The sequence below is a fragment of the Pseudomonas sp. NFACC43 genome (assembly GCF_900119645.1).
Lineage (GTDB): Bacteria > Pseudomonadota > Gammaproteobacteria > Pseudomonadales > Pseudomonadaceae > Aquipseudomonas.
This window is the reverse complement of the sequence record NZ_FPKK01000002.1, coordinates 25,737-44,459: the sequence shown is the minus strand read 5'-3', so window position 1 is coordinate 44,459 and position 18,723 is coordinate 25,737. Positions and strand designations below refer to the sequence as shown.

16 protein-coding genes are annotated in these 18,723 nt (G+C 62.1%); 7 read left to right on the top strand and 9 right to left on the bottom strand.

Annotation, left to right across the window (positions count from 1 at the left end):
- Positions 1-10: 10 nt before the first annotated feature.
- Complete coding sequence (locus BT179_RS04135) at positions 11-790, top strand: N-acetylmuramoyl-L-alanine amidase (RefSeq protein WP_072431302.1); 780 nt, start codon at positions 11-13, stop codon at positions 788-790.
- 75 nt (positions 791-865) lie between these two features.
- Positions 866-2,479 carry an EAL domain-containing protein gene (locus BT179_RS04130; protein WP_072431374.1) on the top strand — a complete coding sequence of 538 codons (1,614 nt, stop codon included), beginning with the start codon at positions 866-868 and terminating at the stop codon, positions 2,477-2,479.
- A 39-nt stretch (positions 2,480-2,518) separates the two neighbouring features.
- On the opposite strand, the gene BT179_RS04125 is transcribed toward BT179_RS04130, so the two are convergent.
- Positions 2,519-4,309, bottom strand: a complete 1,791-nt coding sequence (locus BT179_RS04125) for an ATP-binding protein (protein ID WP_072431301.1) — start codon at positions 4,307-4,309, stop codon at positions 2,519-2,521.
- 10 nt (positions 4,310-4,319) lie between these two features.
- On the bottom strand, positions 4,320-5,666 hold the full coding sequence (gene algB / locus BT179_RS04120; RefSeq protein WP_072398276.1) for a sigma-54-dependent response regulator transcription factor AlgB: 1,347 nt from the start codon (positions 5,664-5,666) through the stop codon (positions 4,320-4,322).
- Between the two features lie 471 nt (positions 5,667-6,137).
- On the opposite strand from algB, the gene BT179_RS04115 reads away from it, so the two are divergent.
- The 5 genes from BT179_RS04115 (at position 6,138) to BT179_RS04095 (ending at position 10,689) form a co-directional block, all read left to right on the top strand.
- On the top strand, positions 6,138-6,425 hold the full coding sequence (locus BT179_RS04115; RefSeq protein ID WP_072398274.1) for a hypothetical protein: 288 nt from the start codon (positions 6,138-6,140) through the stop codon (positions 6,423-6,425).
- An 81-nt stretch (positions 6,426-6,506) separates the two neighbouring features.
- Positions 6,507-6,671 (top strand): DUF1328 domain-containing protein, encoded by a 165-nt coding sequence (locus BT179_RS04110; RefSeq protein ID WP_003177151.1) that lies wholly within the window; start codon positions 6,507-6,509, stop codon positions 6,669-6,671.
- Positions 6,672-6,673: 2 nt separating this feature from the next.
- Positions 6,674-7,138 carry an inhibitor of vertebrate lysozyme family protein gene (locus BT179_RS04105; RefSeq protein WP_072398273.1) on the top strand — a complete coding sequence of 155 codons (465 nt, stop codon included), beginning with the start codon at positions 6,674-6,676 and terminating at the stop codon, positions 7,136-7,138.
- Positions 7,139-7,842: 704 nt separating this feature from the next.
- Positions 7,843-9,174: a glutamate/aspartate:proton symporter GltP gene (gene gltP / locus BT179_RS04100; RefSeq protein ID WP_072398271.1), complete on the top strand. Its 1,332-nt coding sequence runs from the start codon at positions 7,843-7,845 to the stop codon at positions 9,172-9,174.
- 285 nt (positions 9,175-9,459) lie between these two features.
- Positions 9,460-10,689, top strand: coding sequence for a nucleoside recognition domain-containing protein (locus BT179_RS04095; RefSeq protein ID WP_072398269.1), 1,230 nt, complete (start codon positions 9,460-9,462; stop codon positions 10,687-10,689).
- A 3-nt stretch (positions 10,690-10,692) separates the two neighbouring features.
- Here BT179_RS04095 and BT179_RS04090 read toward each other — a convergent pair whose 3' ends face one another.
- The 7 genes from BT179_RS04090 to BT179_RS04060 form a co-directional block, all read right to left on the bottom strand.
- Positions 10,693-11,325 (bottom strand): ABC-type transport auxiliary lipoprotein family protein, encoded by a 633-nt coding sequence (locus BT179_RS04090; protein WP_072431300.1) that lies wholly within the window; start codon positions 11,323-11,325, stop codon positions 10,693-10,695.
- On the bottom strand, positions 11,322-12,260 hold the full coding sequence (locus BT179_RS04085; RefSeq protein ID WP_072398266.1) for an MlaD family protein: 939 nt from the start codon (positions 12,258-12,260) through the stop codon (positions 11,322-11,324). Before BT179_RS04085 ends, BT179_RS04090 begins: the two co-directional genes overlap by 4 nt.
- A gap of 1 nt (position 12,261) precedes the next feature.
- The gene (locus tag BT179_RS04080) at positions 12,262-13,065 is read right to left on the bottom strand and encodes an ABC transporter ATP-binding protein (protein ID WP_072398264.1); all 804 of its coding nucleotides are present in this window, start codon (positions 13,063-13,065) and stop codon (positions 12,262-12,264) included.
- Positions 13,062-14,210 carry an ABC transporter permease gene (locus BT179_RS04075; protein ID WP_072431299.1) on the bottom strand — a complete coding sequence of 383 codons (1,149 nt, stop codon included), beginning with the start codon at positions 14,208-14,210 and terminating at the stop codon, positions 13,062-13,064. The genes BT179_RS04080 and BT179_RS04075 overlap by 4 nt, the downstream gene beginning before the upstream one ends.
- A 52-nt stretch (positions 14,211-14,262) precedes the next feature.
- Entirely contained in the window at positions 14,263-15,288 is a 1,026-nt protein-coding gene (locus BT179_RS04070) for a DUF5924 family protein (RefSeq protein ID WP_072398260.1), read from the bottom strand.
- 158 nt (positions 15,289-15,446) lie between these two features.
- A complete protein-coding gene (locus tag BT179_RS04065) occupies positions 15,447-16,823 on the bottom strand; it encodes a M16 family metallopeptidase (protein WP_072398257.1) in 1,377 nt (458 codons plus the stop codon).
- A gap of 60 nt (positions 16,824-16,883) precedes the next feature.
- Positions 16,884-18,542, bottom strand: coding sequence for a Na/Pi cotransporter family protein (locus BT179_RS04060; RefSeq protein WP_072398240.1), 1,659 nt, complete (start codon positions 18,540-18,542; stop codon positions 16,884-16,886).
- Positions 18,543-18,723 lie beyond the last annotated feature (181 nt).

Sequence of the window (18,723 nt, the reverse complement as noted above, 5' to 3'; positions counted from 1 at the left end):
GCCCCGTGCCATGAAATTCTTCCCTCTTATTGCTTTTCTGCTGGCCCTGGTCGGTTGCACCAGCGGCCCGAGGCTGGATACCAGCCATCCTTCGGCCAATCAGGACAACCGGGTGCAGTTCGTGGTGGTCCACTACACCTCGGCTTCCCTGGAGCGCTCCCTGGCTCTGTTGACCCATGGCGAGGTCAGTGCCCATTACCTGATCGGCGACGACAGGAACGCGACCATCTACAAACTGGTGGATGAAAGCCGGCGCGCCTGGCATGCCGGGGAAAGCGAATGGCAGGGGCGGACCTGGCTCAATTCCAGCTCAATCGGCATCGAGATCGTCAATCCGGGTTTCGTCGACACACCCACTGGCCGCCTCTGGTACCCCTACAGCGAAGCCCAGGTGCAATCCTTGATCGTTCTGCTGAAGGACATCACCCGACGCAACGCGATCAACCCGAGCAACATCATCGGCCACAGTGACATCGCCCCCCTGCGCAAGCTCGATCCCGGGCCGCTGTTTCCCTGGAAGCGCCTGGCCCAGGCAGGCTTGGGAGTATGGCCGGATGAACGGGCCGTGGCGCGCCAGCAGGTGCTTTTCGCGGCCCAGCTGCCCAGTGCCAGTTGGTTCCAGGCCGAGCTGGCTCGGCTCGGCTACCCAACGCCCCAGACCGGTGAATGGGACGTGGCCACCCGCCATGTATTGGCGGCGTTCCAGATGCGGTATCGACCAGTCCGGTTCGACGGCACGCCGGATGCGCAAAGCGCGGCGATTTTGCAGGTGCTCAACCAGACAAAATAATGACGCTGGTCTGCCGATAACACCCAAAGTCAAATCAGAAGCTATAACTCATTGGTAACTTTCGGATTACCCATGATGACGGCTACCCGCGAAGCCCTGCAGAGCTGGCTCCATCGCCCTCTTTTTCTGGCGATGGTGGCGGCTGCCCTGAGTACGGCCCTGCTATTGGCCGCAAGCCTGTTTGTGGTGGTACAGCAGGTCAAGCAGCGTGAAAGTGACCAGATGAATGCTCAAGGTGAGCGCTTCCTGCAGCGACTGGAACAGCTGTTCGGCCAGTTGCGCGAAGGCCTCGACGATCTGCAGACGCAGCCCTTGCGTGGTTGCGATGATGACATGATCGCGACGCTGCAGCAGGTCAGCTTCAACTACCGCTTCGTCTATGAGGCGGCTTATATCGACAGTCGCGGCGTCTGCTCCAATCGCCCGCGTCAAACCGGCCTGTCCGTGACTCGCCCGCCTGATATCTGGGGACCCACCTACAGTTACTGGCTCAACACCACCACCGAACCCGACGAGAACCGCGCTGCGTTGATGCTTGGTCGTGGCAACTTCCGGGTCGCCACCTCTCGCGGACATCTGACCGATGTGGTCGACCTGCCGTCCGGCAGTAGCCTGTTGGTGGTCCTGGACAATGGCAAGCGAGCCATTCCCGTATTGGGCTCCGAACAATACTGGCCACCGACGGAGCCCTGGCCCGCGAAAAGTCGCAATGCCTTGCAAGTGACGGCCACCCGGCTGATCTATCGAATGCAGACCGACAACCCTGAATACCAATTGGTCCTGATCGCCCCACGCGACGGTTTCCAGATACCGGCCAATGCCTGGTGGATGCTGCCCATCAGCCTGGTACTGGGTCTGGGGATCGGTTTCCAGGTCCTTCTCCTGGCTCGTCATCGCCAATCCATGGACGCCGAGCTGCACGGTGCCATCCGGCGTGGTGAATTGCAGGTGCTGTACCAGCCGATTTTCGATCTGCGCAGTCGCAACTGTGTCGGCGCCGAGGCATTGCTGCGTTGGCGCCGACCCGACGGTACCTTGACCAGCCCGGACCTGTTTATTCCGATGGCGGAAGATACCGGGCAGATCCGGCAAATCACCGATTTTGTGCTGCAAAGACTGTTCGATCAGTTGGGTCAACTGTTACGGGCCAACCCGCACCTCTATATATCCGTGAACCTGGCGGCCTGTGACGTGATGGTGCCGCGCATCGGTGAAGTGATCGCACGCCTGTTGGAGCGGCATCGGGTGTCGGCGCATCAGATTGCCTTCGAGGTGACCGAGCGCGGGCTGATCGATGTGCTGGTAGCCCGGGATAACCTGCAATCGCTGCGTGATCTGGGCCATCAGGTATTGATCGATGATTTCGGCACCGGTTATTCCAGCCTGGCCTACCTGCAGACCCTGCCGGTGGACTGCCTGAAAATCGACAAGGCGTTCATCGATGCACTCGGTCACGACGCCGCCAGCAGTGGTGTCGCACCGCATATCATCCGTATGGCCCATGCGTTGGAGCTCAAGGTGATTGCCGAAGGCATCGAGCATGAGGCCCAGGTTTCCTACCTGAGCAGCGAAGGGGTCACGTTCGGCCAGGGTTGGCTGTTTGCCCATGCCCTCAGTGCGGTGCAGCTCATCGAGCTGATCACACGGGGACGACGACGGTTGGGGCGGCGCCTGGACGATGAGGCCTAGGCCCCGTCTGAAACTTGTCGGCGCGCAAGAGCCCAGGCTTCATACCGTCAGCGCCATATAGAACTGCGTGCCCTGCCCGGGTCTTGAATAAACCCCCATGCGTCCGCCATGGAGCTGAACGATCTCCTTGCACAGTGCCAGGCCGAGGCCGGCGCCGCCTTTCTTGCGGCCGACCTGGACGAAAGGTTCGAAGATCCGGCCTTGCTGGCCGTAGGCGATGCCTTCACCGTTGTCTTCGACACTGATGATCACCCGCTCGCCGTGGCGCCGTGCTTGGAGGCGGATCTGGCCATGGTCGCCGGTATGGCGCATGGCATTGTCGATCAGGTTATCCAGCACCCGGTCCAGTTGCGCGGCATCGGCGTGCAGGCGCGGTAGCGGACCCTGGATCGCCACGAGCAATTCGATGCCCTTGGCCTGGGCCTGGACGGCAAACCGCAGCCTCGCCGCTTCCAGCAGGTCTTCGATGGAACAAGGCGCCAATGTCAGTTTCTGCAGGCCGTTCTGGTAGCGGGAGAAATTCAGCAAGTCATTGATGAGTTGCATCAACCGCTGCATTTCTTCGTTGACGGTGTTGAGCAAGTCCGCTTCGCGGGAGTCCTCCGGGAAATGCACGCGCTCCTGTAACAAGCCAAACGCCATGTGCATGCCTGTCACCGGTGTGCGCAGTTCGTGGGAGGCCCGCAGCACGAATTCGCTGCGTACCCGTTCGAAGGCGCGCTGTTCGGTGACGTCGTGCAGCACCATGACGGCGCCAAGGATATGCCCCTGGGTATGGCTGACGGGGGTAAGGCTGTAAGTCAGCAGCCGGGACTCGCCATCCACTTCGATACTCAGGTCTTCCGGCGCCCTTTCCAGGGTTCCGCCCCGCAGGACCAACTGCAGTTCTTCGTCCAGCTCCTGACGCCCAAGGGCTTCGCCCAGACCCAGGCCCAGACGTTCCTCATCCCAGCCCAGTTGACGTTGGGCCACCGGATTGAGGTGCTCCAACTGGCCTTGGCGATCGATCATCAGCAAACCGTCATCGATACTGTCCAGTACCGCTTGCAAGCGCTGCTGGCCGGCGAGCAACTCGTCGACGTTCATCGCCTGGTGCTCGCGCAGTGCCTGGGCCATGATCCCGAAGCGTCGCGTCAGCAGGTTCAACTCGACCGCGGAGGAAACCGGCAGTGTTACCTCGAAGTTGCCCTGGCCGATGTCATCCGCCGCTGCCGCGAGTGCTTCGATCGGCGCGCCGAAACGTCGGGCGAGGCCATGGGCAGTAACGAAGCCGATGATCAGGACCGCCAGCCCTACCAGCCCCAGCAGGCCGGCAATGAGCAGTGCCCGATCCTGGGCTTCGGCCTGGGCTTTGCCGATATTGTTCAGCGCGCGTCGATAATCCTCGATGAGGCCGTTGCGTAGCACATTGAACTTGTCCGTGAGATCCTGGATACCTACAAGTGGGGCCGATTGTTGGCGAAAAGCGGCGAATGAGTCGAGAAAACGCTGATAATCGGTCTTGGCCTGGCTGAAGCTGCCCGCCGGATCGTCCAGGCTCTGTTCGTGGGCGATACCCTCTTCAAGCAGCTCGAAGTAATGTCGCTTGGAATCTTCCAGCGCTGCCAGATCAGGCTTTTCGTCCAGCATGATCATGAACTGGTCACCGAGGGTCTGGCGCAACTTGAGGCCCAGGTCCAGCAGAACGAAGTTGTCGCGAACCGCTCGCTCCTGGGTACTGGCCATTTGCATCACGCTCACCAGGCCAAGCAACAGCCCCAGCAATGCCACGGTGATCAGGGCCGAGATACTGAGAAACAGTCGGGTGCGCAGCTTCATCGCCAGTTTCATAAGCTACCGTTCAAAGGTTGTACTGCTTGCGTTTTCGATACAGCGTTGACGCGTCGATGCCCAGGGTCTTGGCCGCTTGGTCGAGGGTATCGGCCGTGGCCAGTACCGCCCCTATGTGGGCTTTTTCCAGCTCATCGAGGCTCAGCGCGGCGCCAATGCGCGGCGCGTTGTTGACGGGCTGTTCGGCCATGCCCAGATGACTGATTTCCACCTTTTCCTGGGCGCAAATGATGCTGGCGCGCTCCACCACGTTGCGCAGCTCGCGGATATTGCCAGGCCAGCGATAGCCTAGCAGCGCTTCGCGGGCCTCGTCGCTGAACGCACGGGCCGGGCGGGCATACTCCTTGACGAAGCGCGCCAGGAAACGATCGGCCAGGGTGAGGATATCTTCGGCGCGCTCGCGCAGCGGCGGCAGATGCAGCGTGATGACGTTCAGGCGATACAGCAGGTCTTCGCGAAAACGGCCGTCGCGCACCATGTCTTCGAGGTTGAGGTTGGTGGCCGCGAGAATCCGGACATCGGCCCGGCGGGTCACCGGATCGCCGACCCGTTCGTATTCCTTGTCCTGGATGAAACGCAGCAGCTTGGGCTGCAATGTCAGGGGAAAATCGCCGATCTCGTCGAGAAACAGCGTGCCTCCATCCGCCTGGTTGACCCTTCCCAGGGTGCTCTCGCTGGCCCCGGTGAACGCCCCCCGGCTGTGGCCGAACAGTTCGCTCTCCATCAGCTCTGCCGTCAGCGAAGGGCAGTTGATGGTGACGCAGGACTTCTTCGCACGTTTGCTCCAGCCGTGGATGGCCCGGGCCAACTCGCCCTTACCAGTGCCCGACTCACCCAGGATCAGGATGTTGGCGTCGGTGCTGGCGACCTGGCGGGCGGTTTCCAGGACAACCTTCATCGCTGGGCTATGGGAGTCCAGGCCGTCATTGGGCTTGCGCATCTCGCCTTCCAGGGCTTCCAGCCTGGCTGACAATTGACGTACTTCCAGCTGTTTGGCAGTCGCCAGGCGCAACTGATCCGGGCTGCAGGGCTTGACGAGATAATCGGCGGCGCCTGCCTGGATCGCATCGACCGCCGTATCGACCGCCGAGTGGGCGGTGACGATCACCACACGCATCCAGGGGGCCTGGATGCGCATCTGGGCCAGTACATCCAGTCCATTGTCCTCCCCCAGGCGAAGATCGAGAAAGCACAGGTCGAATACCTGGCGTTGCAACAAGGCGTCGGCCTGGGCGGCGCTGCTGGCGGTGGCGACGGTATAGCCTTCGTCTTCCAGGCAATAGCGGAAGGTACGCAGGATGGCAGACTCATCGTCTACCAGCAGAATGCGGCCTTGATGCTCAGTGGCGGATTCCATTTTTCCTACGCTCCTTTAATGAATGATGTTGGTTAGTGTCAGAAAAATCGGGCAAGTTGCATGGTCGATTCTGAGCGAATACTACCTATCGGCAGCCTCGCTGTGGATGGCGGGATTATAAAAGCCTGATTTATCTCCTTTCTTGCCCTGTGCCTGTGTCGAATGGTCTGGCACGCCATTCCGACATCGATTGGCGAGCGGCAATTCAAAAAGAATCCGGATCGACACTTTCCTTGCATACGAAGGCCTGCATATCAGAGGCAGGGGCGCGGGCATTCGTGCAATACGCACGACCGCAGATTGGAGCATCGTGCAGGATGCGTTCTCCAGTCTTTTTGCGACTAATATAACTCTATGATTTAAAATAGTTTTTTCTATAAAAAAATCTGGCATGCCGCCTGCAATGGTCTGATCAACGTAGCGTGCAAACGCCCAACCAGATCACCACCCGGGGTGGGGAGGAATTCCAGGATGAATCGTCAACGTGCCGCCCGATTTTCAATCACTTCCCTGCGCGTACAGCAGGGGTTGTGGGCTGTTCTGGCTTTGCTTGTGACCCTCGTGGTGGGTCAGCAATTGCTTCTCTGGCATTACAGCCAGCAGCCCGAAGCCCCTCTGGTGTCGGTTCAAAGAGCTCCCCAAACCCATTTCAGCCCCGTGGGCAACGTCGCCCAGGCTTCCGCTTCGATGCGCATGATGGACGTCGATCAGGCACAGCCTGTGGCCGACATGCCGCGCCAGGAACGCTGGGTGTTTTAACTCGATGATCCCTGCGTCCTTGGCGCATGGAACCATCTCCGCCAGACCCAAACTAAATAGAAAAGCGTAAGGAGAATCACCATGTTGAGCTGGGCTATTACATTCCTGATCATTGCCATCATCGCCGCCGTCCTGGGCTTCGGTGGTATCGCAGGCACCGCCACGGGCATCGCCAAGATTCTCTTTGTCGTATTCCTGGTGATGTTCATCGCTTCCTTCTTCTTTGGCCGTCGCGGTCGAGGCTGACCATGAGCGTTTCGTTGAAAGGATGGGTAGCCGCCCTGCTGCTGGGCGGCAGCACCCTGGCAATGGCTGCCAATGACGGACAGATGCGGGTCAACCAGTTGCTCGAGTCAGACCCGCAATACCGCGAGACCTGGCAGCAGGTCGTCAAGAAAGAAGAACGCTTGCCGGAATGGGTCATGAACCTGTCCGGCGATTCGGAACAGATGAACGCTGTCGAAGAAGACGGCGACAAGTATCTGGTCGGTCCGCTGTGCGAGACCCAGGCCACCTGTCGCAGCAAGCGCCTGTTCGTGGCCTTCAGTTTCGATAAGGACGAGGCCTACGCCTTGCTGGTCGAGGTACCCGCCGGACTGCCTGCCGACAAATCGCCGACCCGCCACGCCGACTATCGTTTCCTGGGTAACCCGGACGAAGGTATGCAGGAAATGTTAATGGAGCAACTCAAGAAGGATCCTAACTGGTACTGAGTTTCGACAACGGGAACAGCAGCCTTGCTTTTCCCTCTGCACAGCCTGAAGAGGGCTGTTGCATGACCAGGGGGCTGGGACGTTCTGACCATTGAGGGTCGGAGTGACCTACGGGCACAAGGGGTGCCTGCGAAAGGGCCGGGTCAGGTAAAAGCTGCGACGCAGGTTCGCAAAGTCCCTGGGGCTGGGCGAACCTGCGGAGAGCTTTTCAACGCAAGAGGCTTGAGCCAGAGCGCCTGGTCATTTTTATCCCAGCCGTGCCCCATCCCCTGCGGTTTTTTGCCCTTCCAGCGCTCTTTCCCTTCCGGACCTGACCGTTAATCGGAGAAGGTTCACGCTATTTCATTAAATGACGTTGCGACAATTTGTCTGAGCCCTGGCGGTTTTCCTGGCGCTGAAAAAGGCGCAGGCTACGCTGAAATGGCCGGTTCACGGCGCTTTTGCCTGCCTAATTGGCACATTCGAACCGGTTGGGACGCGCGTTTTGTTTGGAAAAACTCATGCCGATTCGGCATGGGGTAGGCGGTTACGGCATTAGACGATCCCCCCTCGCCTCGCAATAGTTGCGCCTTTTTTCGCCCGCCAGTCAGCCGCCAGCGCGTGCTCGGGGTGACCTTATACGGGGGCAAAAGCGCGGATTCGTGTCGCCATGAGCGGTCCCTTCCATGCTTTTGTCCGTGTCCAATCGAAGTAAGGGTAATGATATGAAGAAGGCAAAACTAAGCCTCGCCTGGCAGATTCTCATCGGCCTGGTGCTCGGGATTGCACTCGGCGCGCTGCTCAACCATTTCAGTGGCGAAAAGGCCTGGTGGATCAGCAACGTGTTGCAACCGGCAGGCGATATCTTCATTCGCCTGATCAAGATGATCGTGATCCCGATCGTGATTTCCTCCCTGATCGTCGGCATTGCCGGGGTCGGTGACGCCAAGAAACTCGGGCGTATCGGCTTCAAGACCATCGTCTATTTCGAAGTCGTCACCACCATCGCTATTGTTGTCGGCCTGCTGCTGGCCAACTTCTTCCATCCAGGCAGCGGCATCGACATGAGCACCCTGGGTACCGTGGACATTTCCAAGTACCAGGCCACGGCCGCCGAAGTCCAGCATGAACATGCCTTTATCCAGACCATCCTCAACCTGATCCCGTCAAACATCTTCGCAGCGGCCGCTCGCGGCGAGATGCTGCCGATCATTTTCTTCTCCGTTCTGTTCGGCCTCGGTCTTTCCAGCCTGCAGCCGGACCTGCGCGACCCGCTGGTGAAAATGTTCCAGGGCGTGTCGGAAAGCATGTTCAAGGTCACCCACATGATCATGAACTACGCGCCGATCGGCGTTTTCGCACTGATCGCGGTGACCGTCGCCAACTTCGGCTTCGCTTCCCTGCTGCCATTGGCAAAACTGGTGATCCTGGTTTACGTCGCCATCGCCTTCTTCGCCTTCGTGGTACTGGGCCTGGTTGCGCGCCTGTTCGGCTTCTCGGTGCTCAAGCTGATGCGCATTTTCAAGGACGAACTGGTGCTGGCCTACTCCACCGCCAGCTCCGAAACGGTATTGCCGCGGGTGATCGAGAAGATGGAAGCCTACGGCGCACCGAAAGCCATCTGCAGCTTCGTGGTGCCCACCGGTTATTCGTTCAACCTCGATGGTTCGACCCTCTATCAGAGCATCGCGGCGATCTTCATCGCCCAGCTGTATGGCATCGACCTGTCCATCAGCCAGCAACTGCTATTGGTTCTGACCCTGATGGTCACTTCCAAGGGCATCGCCGGCGTGCCGGGCGTATCCTTCGTGGTGCTGCTCGCCACCCTCGGCAGTGTCGGTATTCCCTTGGAAGGCCTGGCCTTCATCGCCGGTGTCGACCGCATCATGGATATGGCCCGTACCGCGCTGAACGTGATCGGCAACGCCCTGGCGGTGCTGGTGATCGCTCGTTGGGAAGGCATGTACGACGATGCCAAGGGCCAGCGCTACTGGAACTCCCTGCCACACTGGCGCAGCAAGGAGCCGCTGCCGGCGGGGGAGCCTTCCAGCCATTGATGCCTGTCTTGAGGCCAGGATTGTGACGAGGGGATTTATCCCCCGCTGGGCCGCCAAGCGGCCCCACCATTGCCGATGTCATTGACCAGACCTAGCGCGTCGTCCGGTTTCAGGCCTGCTCCGCAGCCCAGCGGGTTGTGTGCCAGTTGACTGATCGGCATCAGGCTTCAAGGCCCGCGATGGCGACGGCACATTCAACATCCAGGCAAACCCCGGGAAAATCCGGGGTTTGTCGTTTCTGCCAGCCCCGCTATCATTCGCCGCATCTTCCGGGGGATTTAACCGATGCTCAATGGCCTGTGGCTTGGCTTCTTTATCGTGGCGGCCGTATCGGCGCTGGTGCAGTGGCTGGTCGGCGGCAACGCCGGGATCTTCGCGGCCATGGTGGAAAGCATCTTTGCCATGGCCAAGCTGTCGGTGGAGGTCATGGTCCTGCTGTTCGGCACCCTGACCCTCTGGCTGGGGTTCCTGCGCATCGCCGAAAAGGCCGGCATCGTCGACTGGCTGGCCAAGGCCCTCGGCCCGCTGTTCCTGCGCCTGATGCCGGAAGTGCCGCCGGGCCATCCGGCGATCGGCCTGATCACCCTCAACTTCGCCGCCAACGGGCTGGGACTGGATAACGCCGCCACCCCCATCGGCCTCAAGGCCATGCGTGCCCTGCAGGACCTCAATCCCAGCCCGACCATCGCCAGCAATGCCCAGATCCTGTTCCTGGTGCTCAACGCGTCGTCGCTGACGCTGCTGCCGGTGACGATTTTCATGTACCGCGCCCAGCAAGGTGCGCCGGACCCGACCCTGGTGTTCCTGCCGATCCTGCTCGCCACCAGTTGCTCGACCCTGGTGGGGCTGCTGTCGGTGGCGTTCATGCAGCGTCTTCGTCTGTGGGACCCGGTAGTGCTGGCGTACCTGGTGCCCGGTGCGTTGGTGCTGGGCGGTTTCATGGCCATGCTGACGACGCTCTCGGCCACGGCCTTGGCGGGGTTGTCATCGATCCTGGGCAACCTGACGTTGTTCGGCCTGATCATCCTGTTCCTGGTGATCGGCGCGCTGCGCAAGGTCAAGGTCTACGAAGCGTTCGTCGAAGGTGCCAAGGAAGGGTTCGACGTTGCCAAGGGCCTGCTGCCCTACCTGGTGGCCATGCTCTGCGCCGTGGGCGTGCTGCGGGCTTCGGGCGCGCTGGATTTCGGCCTGGATGGCATCCGGCACCTGGTGCAGTGGGCGGGTTGGGACACGCGTTTCGTCGACGCCTTGCCCACGGCCATGGTCAAGCCCTTCTCCGGCAGCGCCGCCCGGGCGATGCTGATCGAAACCATGAAGACTTCCGGGGTGGACAGCTTCCCGGCCCTGGTGGCAGCCACCATCCAGGGCAGCACGGAAACCACCTTCTATGTGCTGGCGGTGTACTTCGGCGCCGTGGGCATCCAGCGGGCGCGGCATGCGGTGGGGTGCGCGCTGCTGGCGGAGCTGGCCGGCGTGCTGGGGGCGATCGGCGTGTGCTACTGGTTCTTTGGCTGAGGTTCAGGGCGCCGGGGTCGCGAAGCGCTGACCCTGCTCCAGCGTCCAGTTCACCACCTCGGCGGTCAGCCGGTCACTGGCCCGGCCAAAGCCATCCACCACCGCCGGTACCTTCACATCGCTCAAGGGCTGGCGCACTTCGAAGCGGCGGCTGGCCAGGATGCGCTGGTCGAAACCACGCACCAGCAATGCATCCAGGCGAACCACCACGCTGGCGGCCGAGCCCTGGTATTCGGTCTGGAACGCCTGCAATTGCCCGCCCAGTTCCAGGTCTGCCTGCAGGTTGCTGTCGGCGACACTCAGCAGCCTGACCCGTCCGTCCTGGGCAAAGCCGTCGAGCAAGCGATTGCGCAGCAACACCGGGGCGGGATCGCTCCAGCGCGAGGCGGCGTAGCTGCTGAACAGGTTGCCCTGGGGAATGACCGCGATTTTCGGGCTGTTGAGCACTTCGCTGGCCTGCGGGCTGGCTAGGCGCAACGACCAGCTCACCGGCGTGCCGGCCGAGGCCGACGCCTGGCTGGCGGGCAGCCGATAGATGTCCGACGGCTCGGCCTTGGGCAGGATCGAACACCCGGTCAGCAGGATAAACGCTGTCAGCACCAGCGCCGGACAGACGAATCGATTGAACGGCTTCATGGCGTGAACTCCTTATCCTTGTCATTGCCCAGCAGATAGCCGCTGGGGTTGGCGTCCAGGCGCCGGGATATACCGCGCAGGGCACTCAGGGTTTCCCGCAGCTCGCGCACGGCCGGCGCCAGGGCGTTGAGGCCTTGCATGCCGTTGTTCAGCGCGTCGCGGTTGTCGTCCAGCAGTCTGTCGAGGGTCGCCGTGCTGCGAGCCAGGGACTCCATGGCCTGGCCGGCATTGCCGAACGCCTGTTTGCCCTGGTCGTTGAGCAGCCCATTGGCGTTGCGCATCAGCGCGGTGGTCTGCTCCAGCGTGGCGCTGGCCTGTTTGCCGATGGACGCCAGTTGCTGCATGGCCTGGCGAATGTCGCCACGCTGATCGGCAATGACCCCGGTGGTTTGTTCCAGATGATCCAGGGTATTGCTCAGGCGCTGGACGTTGTCGGAGGAAAACACCTCGTTGGCGTTGTGCAGCAGCAGGTTGATGTTGGTCATCACGTCGTCGCTGTTATTGAGCAGGCGGGCGATGGGTGAGGGCGCGGCGACGATCACCGGCGGTTCGCCGTCGTGCCCGGTCAATGGCGGGCTCTGGGGCGTGCCGCCACTGAGCTGGATGATCGAGGTGCCGGTGATGCCCGTCAGTGCCAGCTTGGCCTGGGTGTCCTGCTTGATCGGCGTTTCACCGCTCAAGCGCACTCGCGCCAGCACCCGGCGCGGATCGTTCGGATCCAGGCGCAGGTTCACCACGTCCCCGACCTTGATGCCGCTGTATTCCACCGAGCTGCCTCGGGACAAGCCGCTGACAGCCTCGTTGAACACCACTTCGTAATCCTTGAACTCGCTGTCCACGCTGGACTTGGCCAGCCAGAGGCCGAACAGCAGGGCGCTGACCACCACAATGACGGTGAACAGGCCGATCAGTACATGATGGGCTCGGGTTTCCATGTCAAACCTCGTTGGACTGTGTAGCGGCCGACAGCGCCGCGCGGCCGCGAGGGCCATGAAAGTATTCATGAATCCAGGCATCGTCGGTTTCCGACACCTTGTCGATGACATCAGCCACCAGGACTTTTTTCTGGGCCAGCACCGCTACTCGATCCGTGATGGTGTAGAGGGTGTCCAGGTCGTGGGTGACCAGGAACACGCTCAGGCCCAGGGCGTCGCGCAGCGTCAGGATCAACTGGTCGAAGGCCGCCGCGCCAATGGGGTCGAGTCCGGCAGTGGGTTCGTCGAGAAACAGGATGTCCGGGTCCAGGGCCAGCGCACGGGCCAGGGCGGCCCGCTTGATCATGCCGCCGGACAGCGACGCGGGGTACTTGTCCGCGGCCGAGAGCGGCAGTCCGGCCAGGGCGAGTTTCACCGCCGCCAGGTGTTCGGCGTCGGCCCGGCTGAGGCCGGCATGTTCGATCAGCGGCAGGGCGACGTTCTCTGTCACCGTCAGGGACGAAAACAGCGCGCCCTTCTGGAACAGCACGCCAAAGCGTCGTTCCACCCGTGAGCGTTGTGCCGGGGGCAGGCTTGGCAAGTCCTGGCCGAACACCCGCACCGAACCCTCGCTGGGCTGGTTCAGGCCGACGATGCTGCGCAGCAGCACCGACTTGCCACTGCCGGAGCCGCCCACCACGGCGAGGATCTCGCCTTTGTAGACGTCCAGGTCGAGGTTTTCATGCACGCTCTGGCGGCCAAAGCGATTGCACAGGCCGCGCACCTGGATCACCGCGTCGGCGGGTGTAGCACGAGGTCGACTCACCAGCTCATCTCCATGAAAAACAGCGCGGCCACGGCATCCAGCACGATCACCACGAAAATCGACTGCACTACGCTGGAGGTGGTGTGGGCCCCGACCGATTCGGCACTGCCGCTGACCTTGAAGCCTTCCAGGCAGCCGATGGCAGCGATCAGAAACGCGAAGATCGGCGCCTTGACCATGCCCACCACGAAGTGCTGCACGCCGATGTCCGATTGCAGCAGCGACAGGAACATGGCCGGAGAGATGCCCAGGGACAGGGCGCACACCACGCCGCCGCCAATGATGCCCGCGAGCATGGCCACGAATGTCAGCATGGGCAGCGCCACCAGGAGGGCCAGCACCCTGGGCAGCACCAGCAACTCGACAGGATCGAGGCCGAGGGTCCTGATGGCGTCGATTTCCTCGTTGGCCTTCATCGAGCCGATCTGCGCGGTGAATGCGCTGGCGGTACGACCGGCCATGAGGATCGCCGTCAGCAACACGCCGAATTCACGCAGAAACGAGAACGCCACCAAGTCCACGGTGAAGATACTGGCGCCGAAATCCGCCAGCACCGTCGCCCCGAGGAAGGCCACCACCGCTCCCACCAGGAACGTCAGCAAGGCCACGATGGGTGCCGCGTCCAGGCCGGTCTGCTCGATGTGAACCACCATTGGGGTAATCCGCCAGCGCCGTGGGTGGAACAGGCCGCGGGCCAGGGTTTCCAGGATCAGGCCGACAAAGCCGAGCAACTGCAGGGTGTCCTGCCAGACCTTCTCCACGGCCCGTCCGATGCGTGTCAGCAATTGGGTCACGACGCTGACTTTCGGCTCTTTGTCCGGTACGCAGAAATCCGTCAGCGAGCAATACACGGTCTGCAGCAGGGCGCGCTCGGCTGCCGGCAGGCTGCAGTCCGGGTGTTCGGCGGTCTTGCCCAGCCTTTCCGAACCCAGCAGCTCCACCAATAGCGAGGCTCCGGCGGTGTCGAGGGCGCCGAGGCCGTTGAGATCGATCCGGGCGTTTTCGTCGTACTGGCCGCGCAGCGATTCGCTCAAGCGCTTGAGCTGGGCGTAATGGGCCAGGGTCCAGTCGCCACTGATCCACAGTTGCGCCGGCGAGCCGGACGTGTCGAGTCGGGCACTGCCCATAGAGGGGCTGGGGGTCATAAGCTCCATGCTCGTTCGGTTTGAACAGCGCTACCTAATAGCATGACTGTCATTATTTTGCTGCGGGCGCAGCGGCGCTCACATTGAAACGCAGCACACCGATCACCTGGCCATTTTCCGTGAGCACCCGCACCTGCCATTTGCCTGCCGGGTCATCCGGGAAGTTCTGCTTGTGGGTCCAGGCGCGATAGCCTTCCTTGCGCCCACCGTGGATGTCCAGGGCGATGCGATCGACTTCCTTGCCGTTGAATTGCCAGACGTGATAGATCCGCTCGTCGAGCCCGCGTGGTGCGTTGATCGCCGTGTAGGCGTACAGGCCGTTGCCACGGATCTGGGCGGCGCTGACTTCCTTGAGGCTGGCGCCGGGTGTGCGGTCTTCCAGCTGAGTGCTGATCGCCACTTCGGTCATCCACAATGTCGCGGGCGGTACCCAGGAACGCAGCACCCAGCCGGCAGCGCCAATGCCCAGGGTGATGCACAGGATCGCCAGGGCGTTGCGCACGGTGCGGATCGGGAAGATCGAAGCGAGGCTGGGAAACGACAGCAGCATGGCCGTGCCCAGGGCCAGCTTGAAGCTCTGGTCGGTGGTCAGGTGCAAGATGACCGGCAATGCGGTGAGCAGGGCGGCGAACAGCGTCAGGGTGTGCAACGCCAGGAAGGCCCAGCGCCGGGGCGCCAGCCATTTGTAGTACAGCGGGTCGATGATGGAAATCAGTGCCGCCGCGGTGAGCAGGCCGGTGAAAAGCAGTTGGCTGCTGTTCCAGGTGGTGGTGACGAAGAAAAACGGCAGGACGAAGAACAGGCTTTCCTGGTGGATCATCTGCGTGGCGTAACGCAACAGCGGCTGGGGAATTTCCCGTTTGAAAACCCGCGTGAACAGGCGGGTCAGGCTGTTTTCCAGCATCAGCCAGAGCCAACTCACCAACATCACGATGGCGATCCAGCTCGCCAGGCCCTGCTGGCGGTCCACCAGCATGAAACTGCCGATCCCGGACACGAAACCGCCCAGCGCGATGACCCCCGGGTAGCGCTTCATCAGTTCAAGAAGGCGCTGGATATAGTGAGTCAGGTTTTGCATTCGGCGGTTTCACATCAAGACGTAGGAAATATCCCCGATAGAGTATCGTCCGGGCATCGGCATGGCGAGGCTCGTGATCACTTGTGACGCGGGAAGTGTTCCGCCCGGCAGCCGATCGGGATAAACCCGTTCGCTACCCATGATACCGGCCGGGCGGGTCAGGCCCTGCGTCGGCGCAGGCGCCACGCCACCCAGGCCAGCAGCAGCCCCACCAAGGCGACCAGGGTCCATACCAGTTCATCGTCGCTGAGCAGCGGCTTTTCGATGCGCAGGTAACCCGGATCCTTGAGCAGTTCGTCCAGGGCCTGGTTGGCCTGTTCCAGGCTCACCGCCTGCAGGCGCACGGCGGGGTTGGCGAAGCGACCGTCCTCGTAGTCGCCCAGGGCGCCCCAGTAGTAATCGGCCAGTGCGCTGTTGCCTTGTACCGCCCAGGACTGATGGGCGATGGCCGCGCGCTTGATGCGCATGAACGTGTCGGGATCCAGTCCGTCCTTGAGCAACGTATTGCGCAGCGCCTCGAGCGCCGCCTCGGCTTCTGGCAGGTCCTCGCGGGCCAGGTCTGCGTTCAGGCTGAAGAAGCCGACGCCACCAAACACTTCCCGCTCCACCCAGGGGCCGTAGGACAGGCCACTGGCCAGGCGCAGTTGGCGATAGAGCGCCCAGTCCAGGTAGTCCTTGAGCAGATCGAAGGTTTCGTCGTGCTGCTGGTCCAGCACCGGCTCCGGGAACAGCCAGTGCAGCTTGGCGCCATCCCCTGACAGGCCGCGGATCAGGTTGCGCTTGGTGACCGCGCTGTAGCGAATCTGCGGCAGCGGTTTGTGGGCGCTGGGCTCGACCGGTTCGAGCGCGCCAAAGGTGCGTTCCAGATAGGCCGGCAGCACCCGGTCGAGATCGCCGACGACAATCAGCGTCATGTTGTTCGGTGCGTACCAGCTTTTGCGAACCTGTTCGAGGCGGGCGAGGGAGTGTTGCCCCACCTCGGCCCGCTCCGCGCAGCGCAGGCCCAGTTCCACTGCCAGCTGATTGCTGGCCCTGTGGCCCAGGTCCTGACGGTCGAGCCAGCGTTGCAGGTGGGTGTAGTGGCCGCCATCCTCGCGTTCGACCACCCGCTTGGCCGCTTCCAGGGCCTTGTCGTCGATGCGAGTGCGGGTCAGCACCGCCAGCAGCAGGTCCAGCACCTTGCGCTGGTTGCTCGCCGGCGCTTCGATGACAAAAGTGGTGTCGGCGTTACTGGTGAAGGCGTTCCACTCGCCGCCCAATGCCTGCATGCGCTCTTCCAGCGCGCCCTCGCCACCCTCGTCGATCCCGCTGAACAGCGCATGCTCGAGCAGGTGCGGCAGCTCCTTGTCGGCGCAACTGAAATCGTCCAGGCCCACGCCAATCACCAGCCGGATCGCGACATGCCCGCGTTCGCTGCCGGGCTTGAGCAATAGCTGCATGCCGTTGGGCAGCGTATACCCTTCGACCTGGAACCGATCCAGGGCCGCCACGGGCAACGAGCCTAGCAAGAGGAGGGCGAGTAACAGACCACGCATAAAATGAGCATCCTGGCGACTGACAGTCCAACCTTGTTGACTGGACAACGCGCCAGATGTTCAAGGCGAATGGGTGATGTCCGAGATTTCATCGGCCGCCAGGGCGCCGATCTCGGCACTTTCCAGCACCACATAGGCACTGCCGCAGAACAGCGAGTTGAGACGCCTCATGTCGGCAATCAGATCCAGGTGCAGGGAACTGGTCTCCAGGCTTTGTATGACCTTGCGCTGCAAACGACTGACGTGAGCATGGGCCATGCGCCTTTCCTGGGCGCGAAAACGCCGTTTCTCACGCAGCAATTGACGGGCGCTTTCCCGGTCGCCACTGAGAAACACCGACAGCCCCAGGCGCAGGTTGGCGATCAGATGGCTGTGCAGCCCCGCCAACTCCTCCAGGCCCACCTCGGAAAAGGACCGCCGCTGCGAGGTCTTCTGCTGCTGGACCTTGCGCAGCATGCGTTCGATAAGGTCGCTGGCCAGCTTCAGGTTGATGGCCAGCTCGATGATCTCCGCCCAGCGACGGCTGTCCTGTTCACTGAGGTCCTCGCGGGGCATCTGGGCCATGTACAGCTTGATGGCGCTGCACAAGGCTTCGACGTCGTCGCTGACACGCCGGACCTCCTGGGTGACGGCCGTCTGCTGGCCGCGCAGCACGTCGAGCATGGCTTCGAGCATGTTTTCGATCTGGTCGCCGATGCGCAAGGTTTCCCGGGCCGCGTTCGCCAGGGCCAGGCTTGGGGTGGCGAGGGCGGCCGGGTCCAGGTGGCGTGGCTTGGCCGTGCCATTGGTGTCTGGACGGTCTGGCAGCAGCCAGGCGCAGAGTTTCGCCATGGGGGCGACGCTGGGCAGCAGGACCAGGCAACGAACGGCGTTGTAGAGCAGATGGAAGCCGATGACCGTTTCCTGGGGGCTGAAGTCCAGGCTGTCGAGCCAGCCTACCAGCGGATCGAGCACCGGAATGATCAGCAACAGCCCGATCAGCTTGTACAGCAAGCTGCCCAGTGCCACCTGGCGGCCGGCGGCGTTCTGCATGCTGGTACCCAGGAAGGCCAGCACACCGCTGCCGATGTTGGCGCCGATCACCAGACCAATGGCGACCGGCAGGCTGATCACCGCCGCGCCGGCCAGGGTGGCGGTCAACAGCACGGCGGCCAGGCTGGAGTAGGACACCATGGCAAAGACCGCACCGACCAGGGCGTCGAGGAGGATGTCACCGGTCAACGAAGCGAAGATCACTTTCACGCCCTGGGCGTGGGTGATGGGCGCGGCGGCCTCGACGATCAATTGCAGCGCCAGGATGATCAGGCCCAGGCCGATGCCCACCCGCCCCATCTGCCCGACGCGCGTCTGCTTGCGCGACAGGAAGAAAATCACCCCGAGGAAAATCAGCAAGGGCGACAGCCAGGACAGGTCCAGGGTCAGCACCCGGGCCATCAGTGCCGTGCCGACGTCGGCGCCCAGCATGGTCGCCAGGGCAGGAGTCAATGCCATCAGGCCCTGGCCGACGAAGGAGGTGACCAGCATGGCGGTGGCATTGCTGCTCTGGACCATGGCCGTGACCATGATACCGGCGATGAAAGCCAGCCAGCGCCTGGACATGTTCTGGCTGATGACGTGCCGCAGGTTCGAGCCGTAGACCCGCAGGATGCCGGTACGGACAATGTGCGTGCCCCAGATCAGCAGGGCCACCGCGGAGAGCAAGTTGAGCAGGGTCAGCATGAGAAGCCCCCTGTTAGCGTCCCAAAGGGACAAATTGACGGTGCCACATTCTTCGTTCTTGTATTTAAGCTGTAGTTGGCGAACGGTTCGGACGCCAGCATTGCACAGCTAAAGAATCGTTTGAAACAAAACTGTCATAAAAATAACCCCCTCAGCTCCAGTGAGAGCGAGCGTGCTCGCG

Coding starts and splice junctions, on each gene's coding strand:
- BT179_RS04070 (WP_072398260.1), bottom strand. CDS start 15,288: ATGCAAAACCTGACTCACTATATCCAGCGCCTTCTTGAACTGATGAAG.
- BT179_RS04090 (WP_072431300.1), bottom strand. CDS start 11,325: ATGAAGCCGTTCAATCGATTCGTCTGTCCGGCGCTGGTGCTGACAGCG.
- BT179_RS04085 (WP_072398266.1), bottom strand. CDS start 12,260: ATGGAAACCCGAGCCCATCATGTACTGATCGGCCTGTTCACCGTCATT.
- algB (WP_072398276.1), bottom strand. CDS start 5,666: ATGGAATCCGCCACTGAGCATCAAGGCCGCATTCTGCTGGTAGACGAT.
- BT179_RS04065 (WP_072398257.1), bottom strand. CDS start 16,823: ATGCGTGGTCTGTTACTCGCCCTCCTCTTGCTAGGCTCGTTGCCCGTG.
- BT179_RS04125 (WP_072431301.1), bottom strand. CDS start 4,309: ATGAAACTGGCGATGAAGCTGCGCACCCGACTGTTTCTCAGTATCTCG.
- BT179_RS04095 (WP_072398269.1), top strand. CDS start 9,460: ATGCTCAATGGCCTGTGGCTTGGCTTCTTTATCGTGGCGGCCGTATCG.
- BT179_RS04060 (WP_072398240.1), bottom strand. CDS start 18,542: ATGCTGACCCTGCTCAACTTGCTCTCCGCGGTGGCCCTGCTGATCTGG.
- BT179_RS04105 (WP_072398273.1), top strand. CDS start 6,674: ATGAGCGTTTCGTTGAAAGGATGGGTAGCCGCCCTGCTGCTGGGCGGC.
- BT179_RS04075 (WP_072431299.1), bottom strand. CDS start 14,210: ATGACCCCCAGCCCCTCTATGGGCAGTGCCCGACTCGACACGTCCGGC.
- BT179_RS04135 (WP_072431302.1), top strand. CDS start 11: ATGAAATTCTTCCCTCTTATTGCTTTTCTGCTGGCCCTGGTCGGTTGC.
- BT179_RS04130 (WP_072431374.1), top strand. CDS start 866: ATGACGGCTACCCGCGAAGCCCTGCAGAGCTGGCTCCATCGCCCTCTT.
- gltP (WP_072398271.1), top strand. CDS start 7,843: ATGAAGAAGGCAAAACTAAGCCTCGCCTGGCAGATTCTCATCGGCCTG.
- BT179_RS04115 (WP_072398274.1), top strand. CDS start 6,138: ATGAATCGTCAACGTGCCGCCCGATTTTCAATCACTTCCCTGCGCGTA.
- BT179_RS04110 (WP_003177151.1), top strand. CDS start 6,507: ATGTTGAGCTGGGCTATTACATTCCTGATCATTGCCATCATCGCCGCC.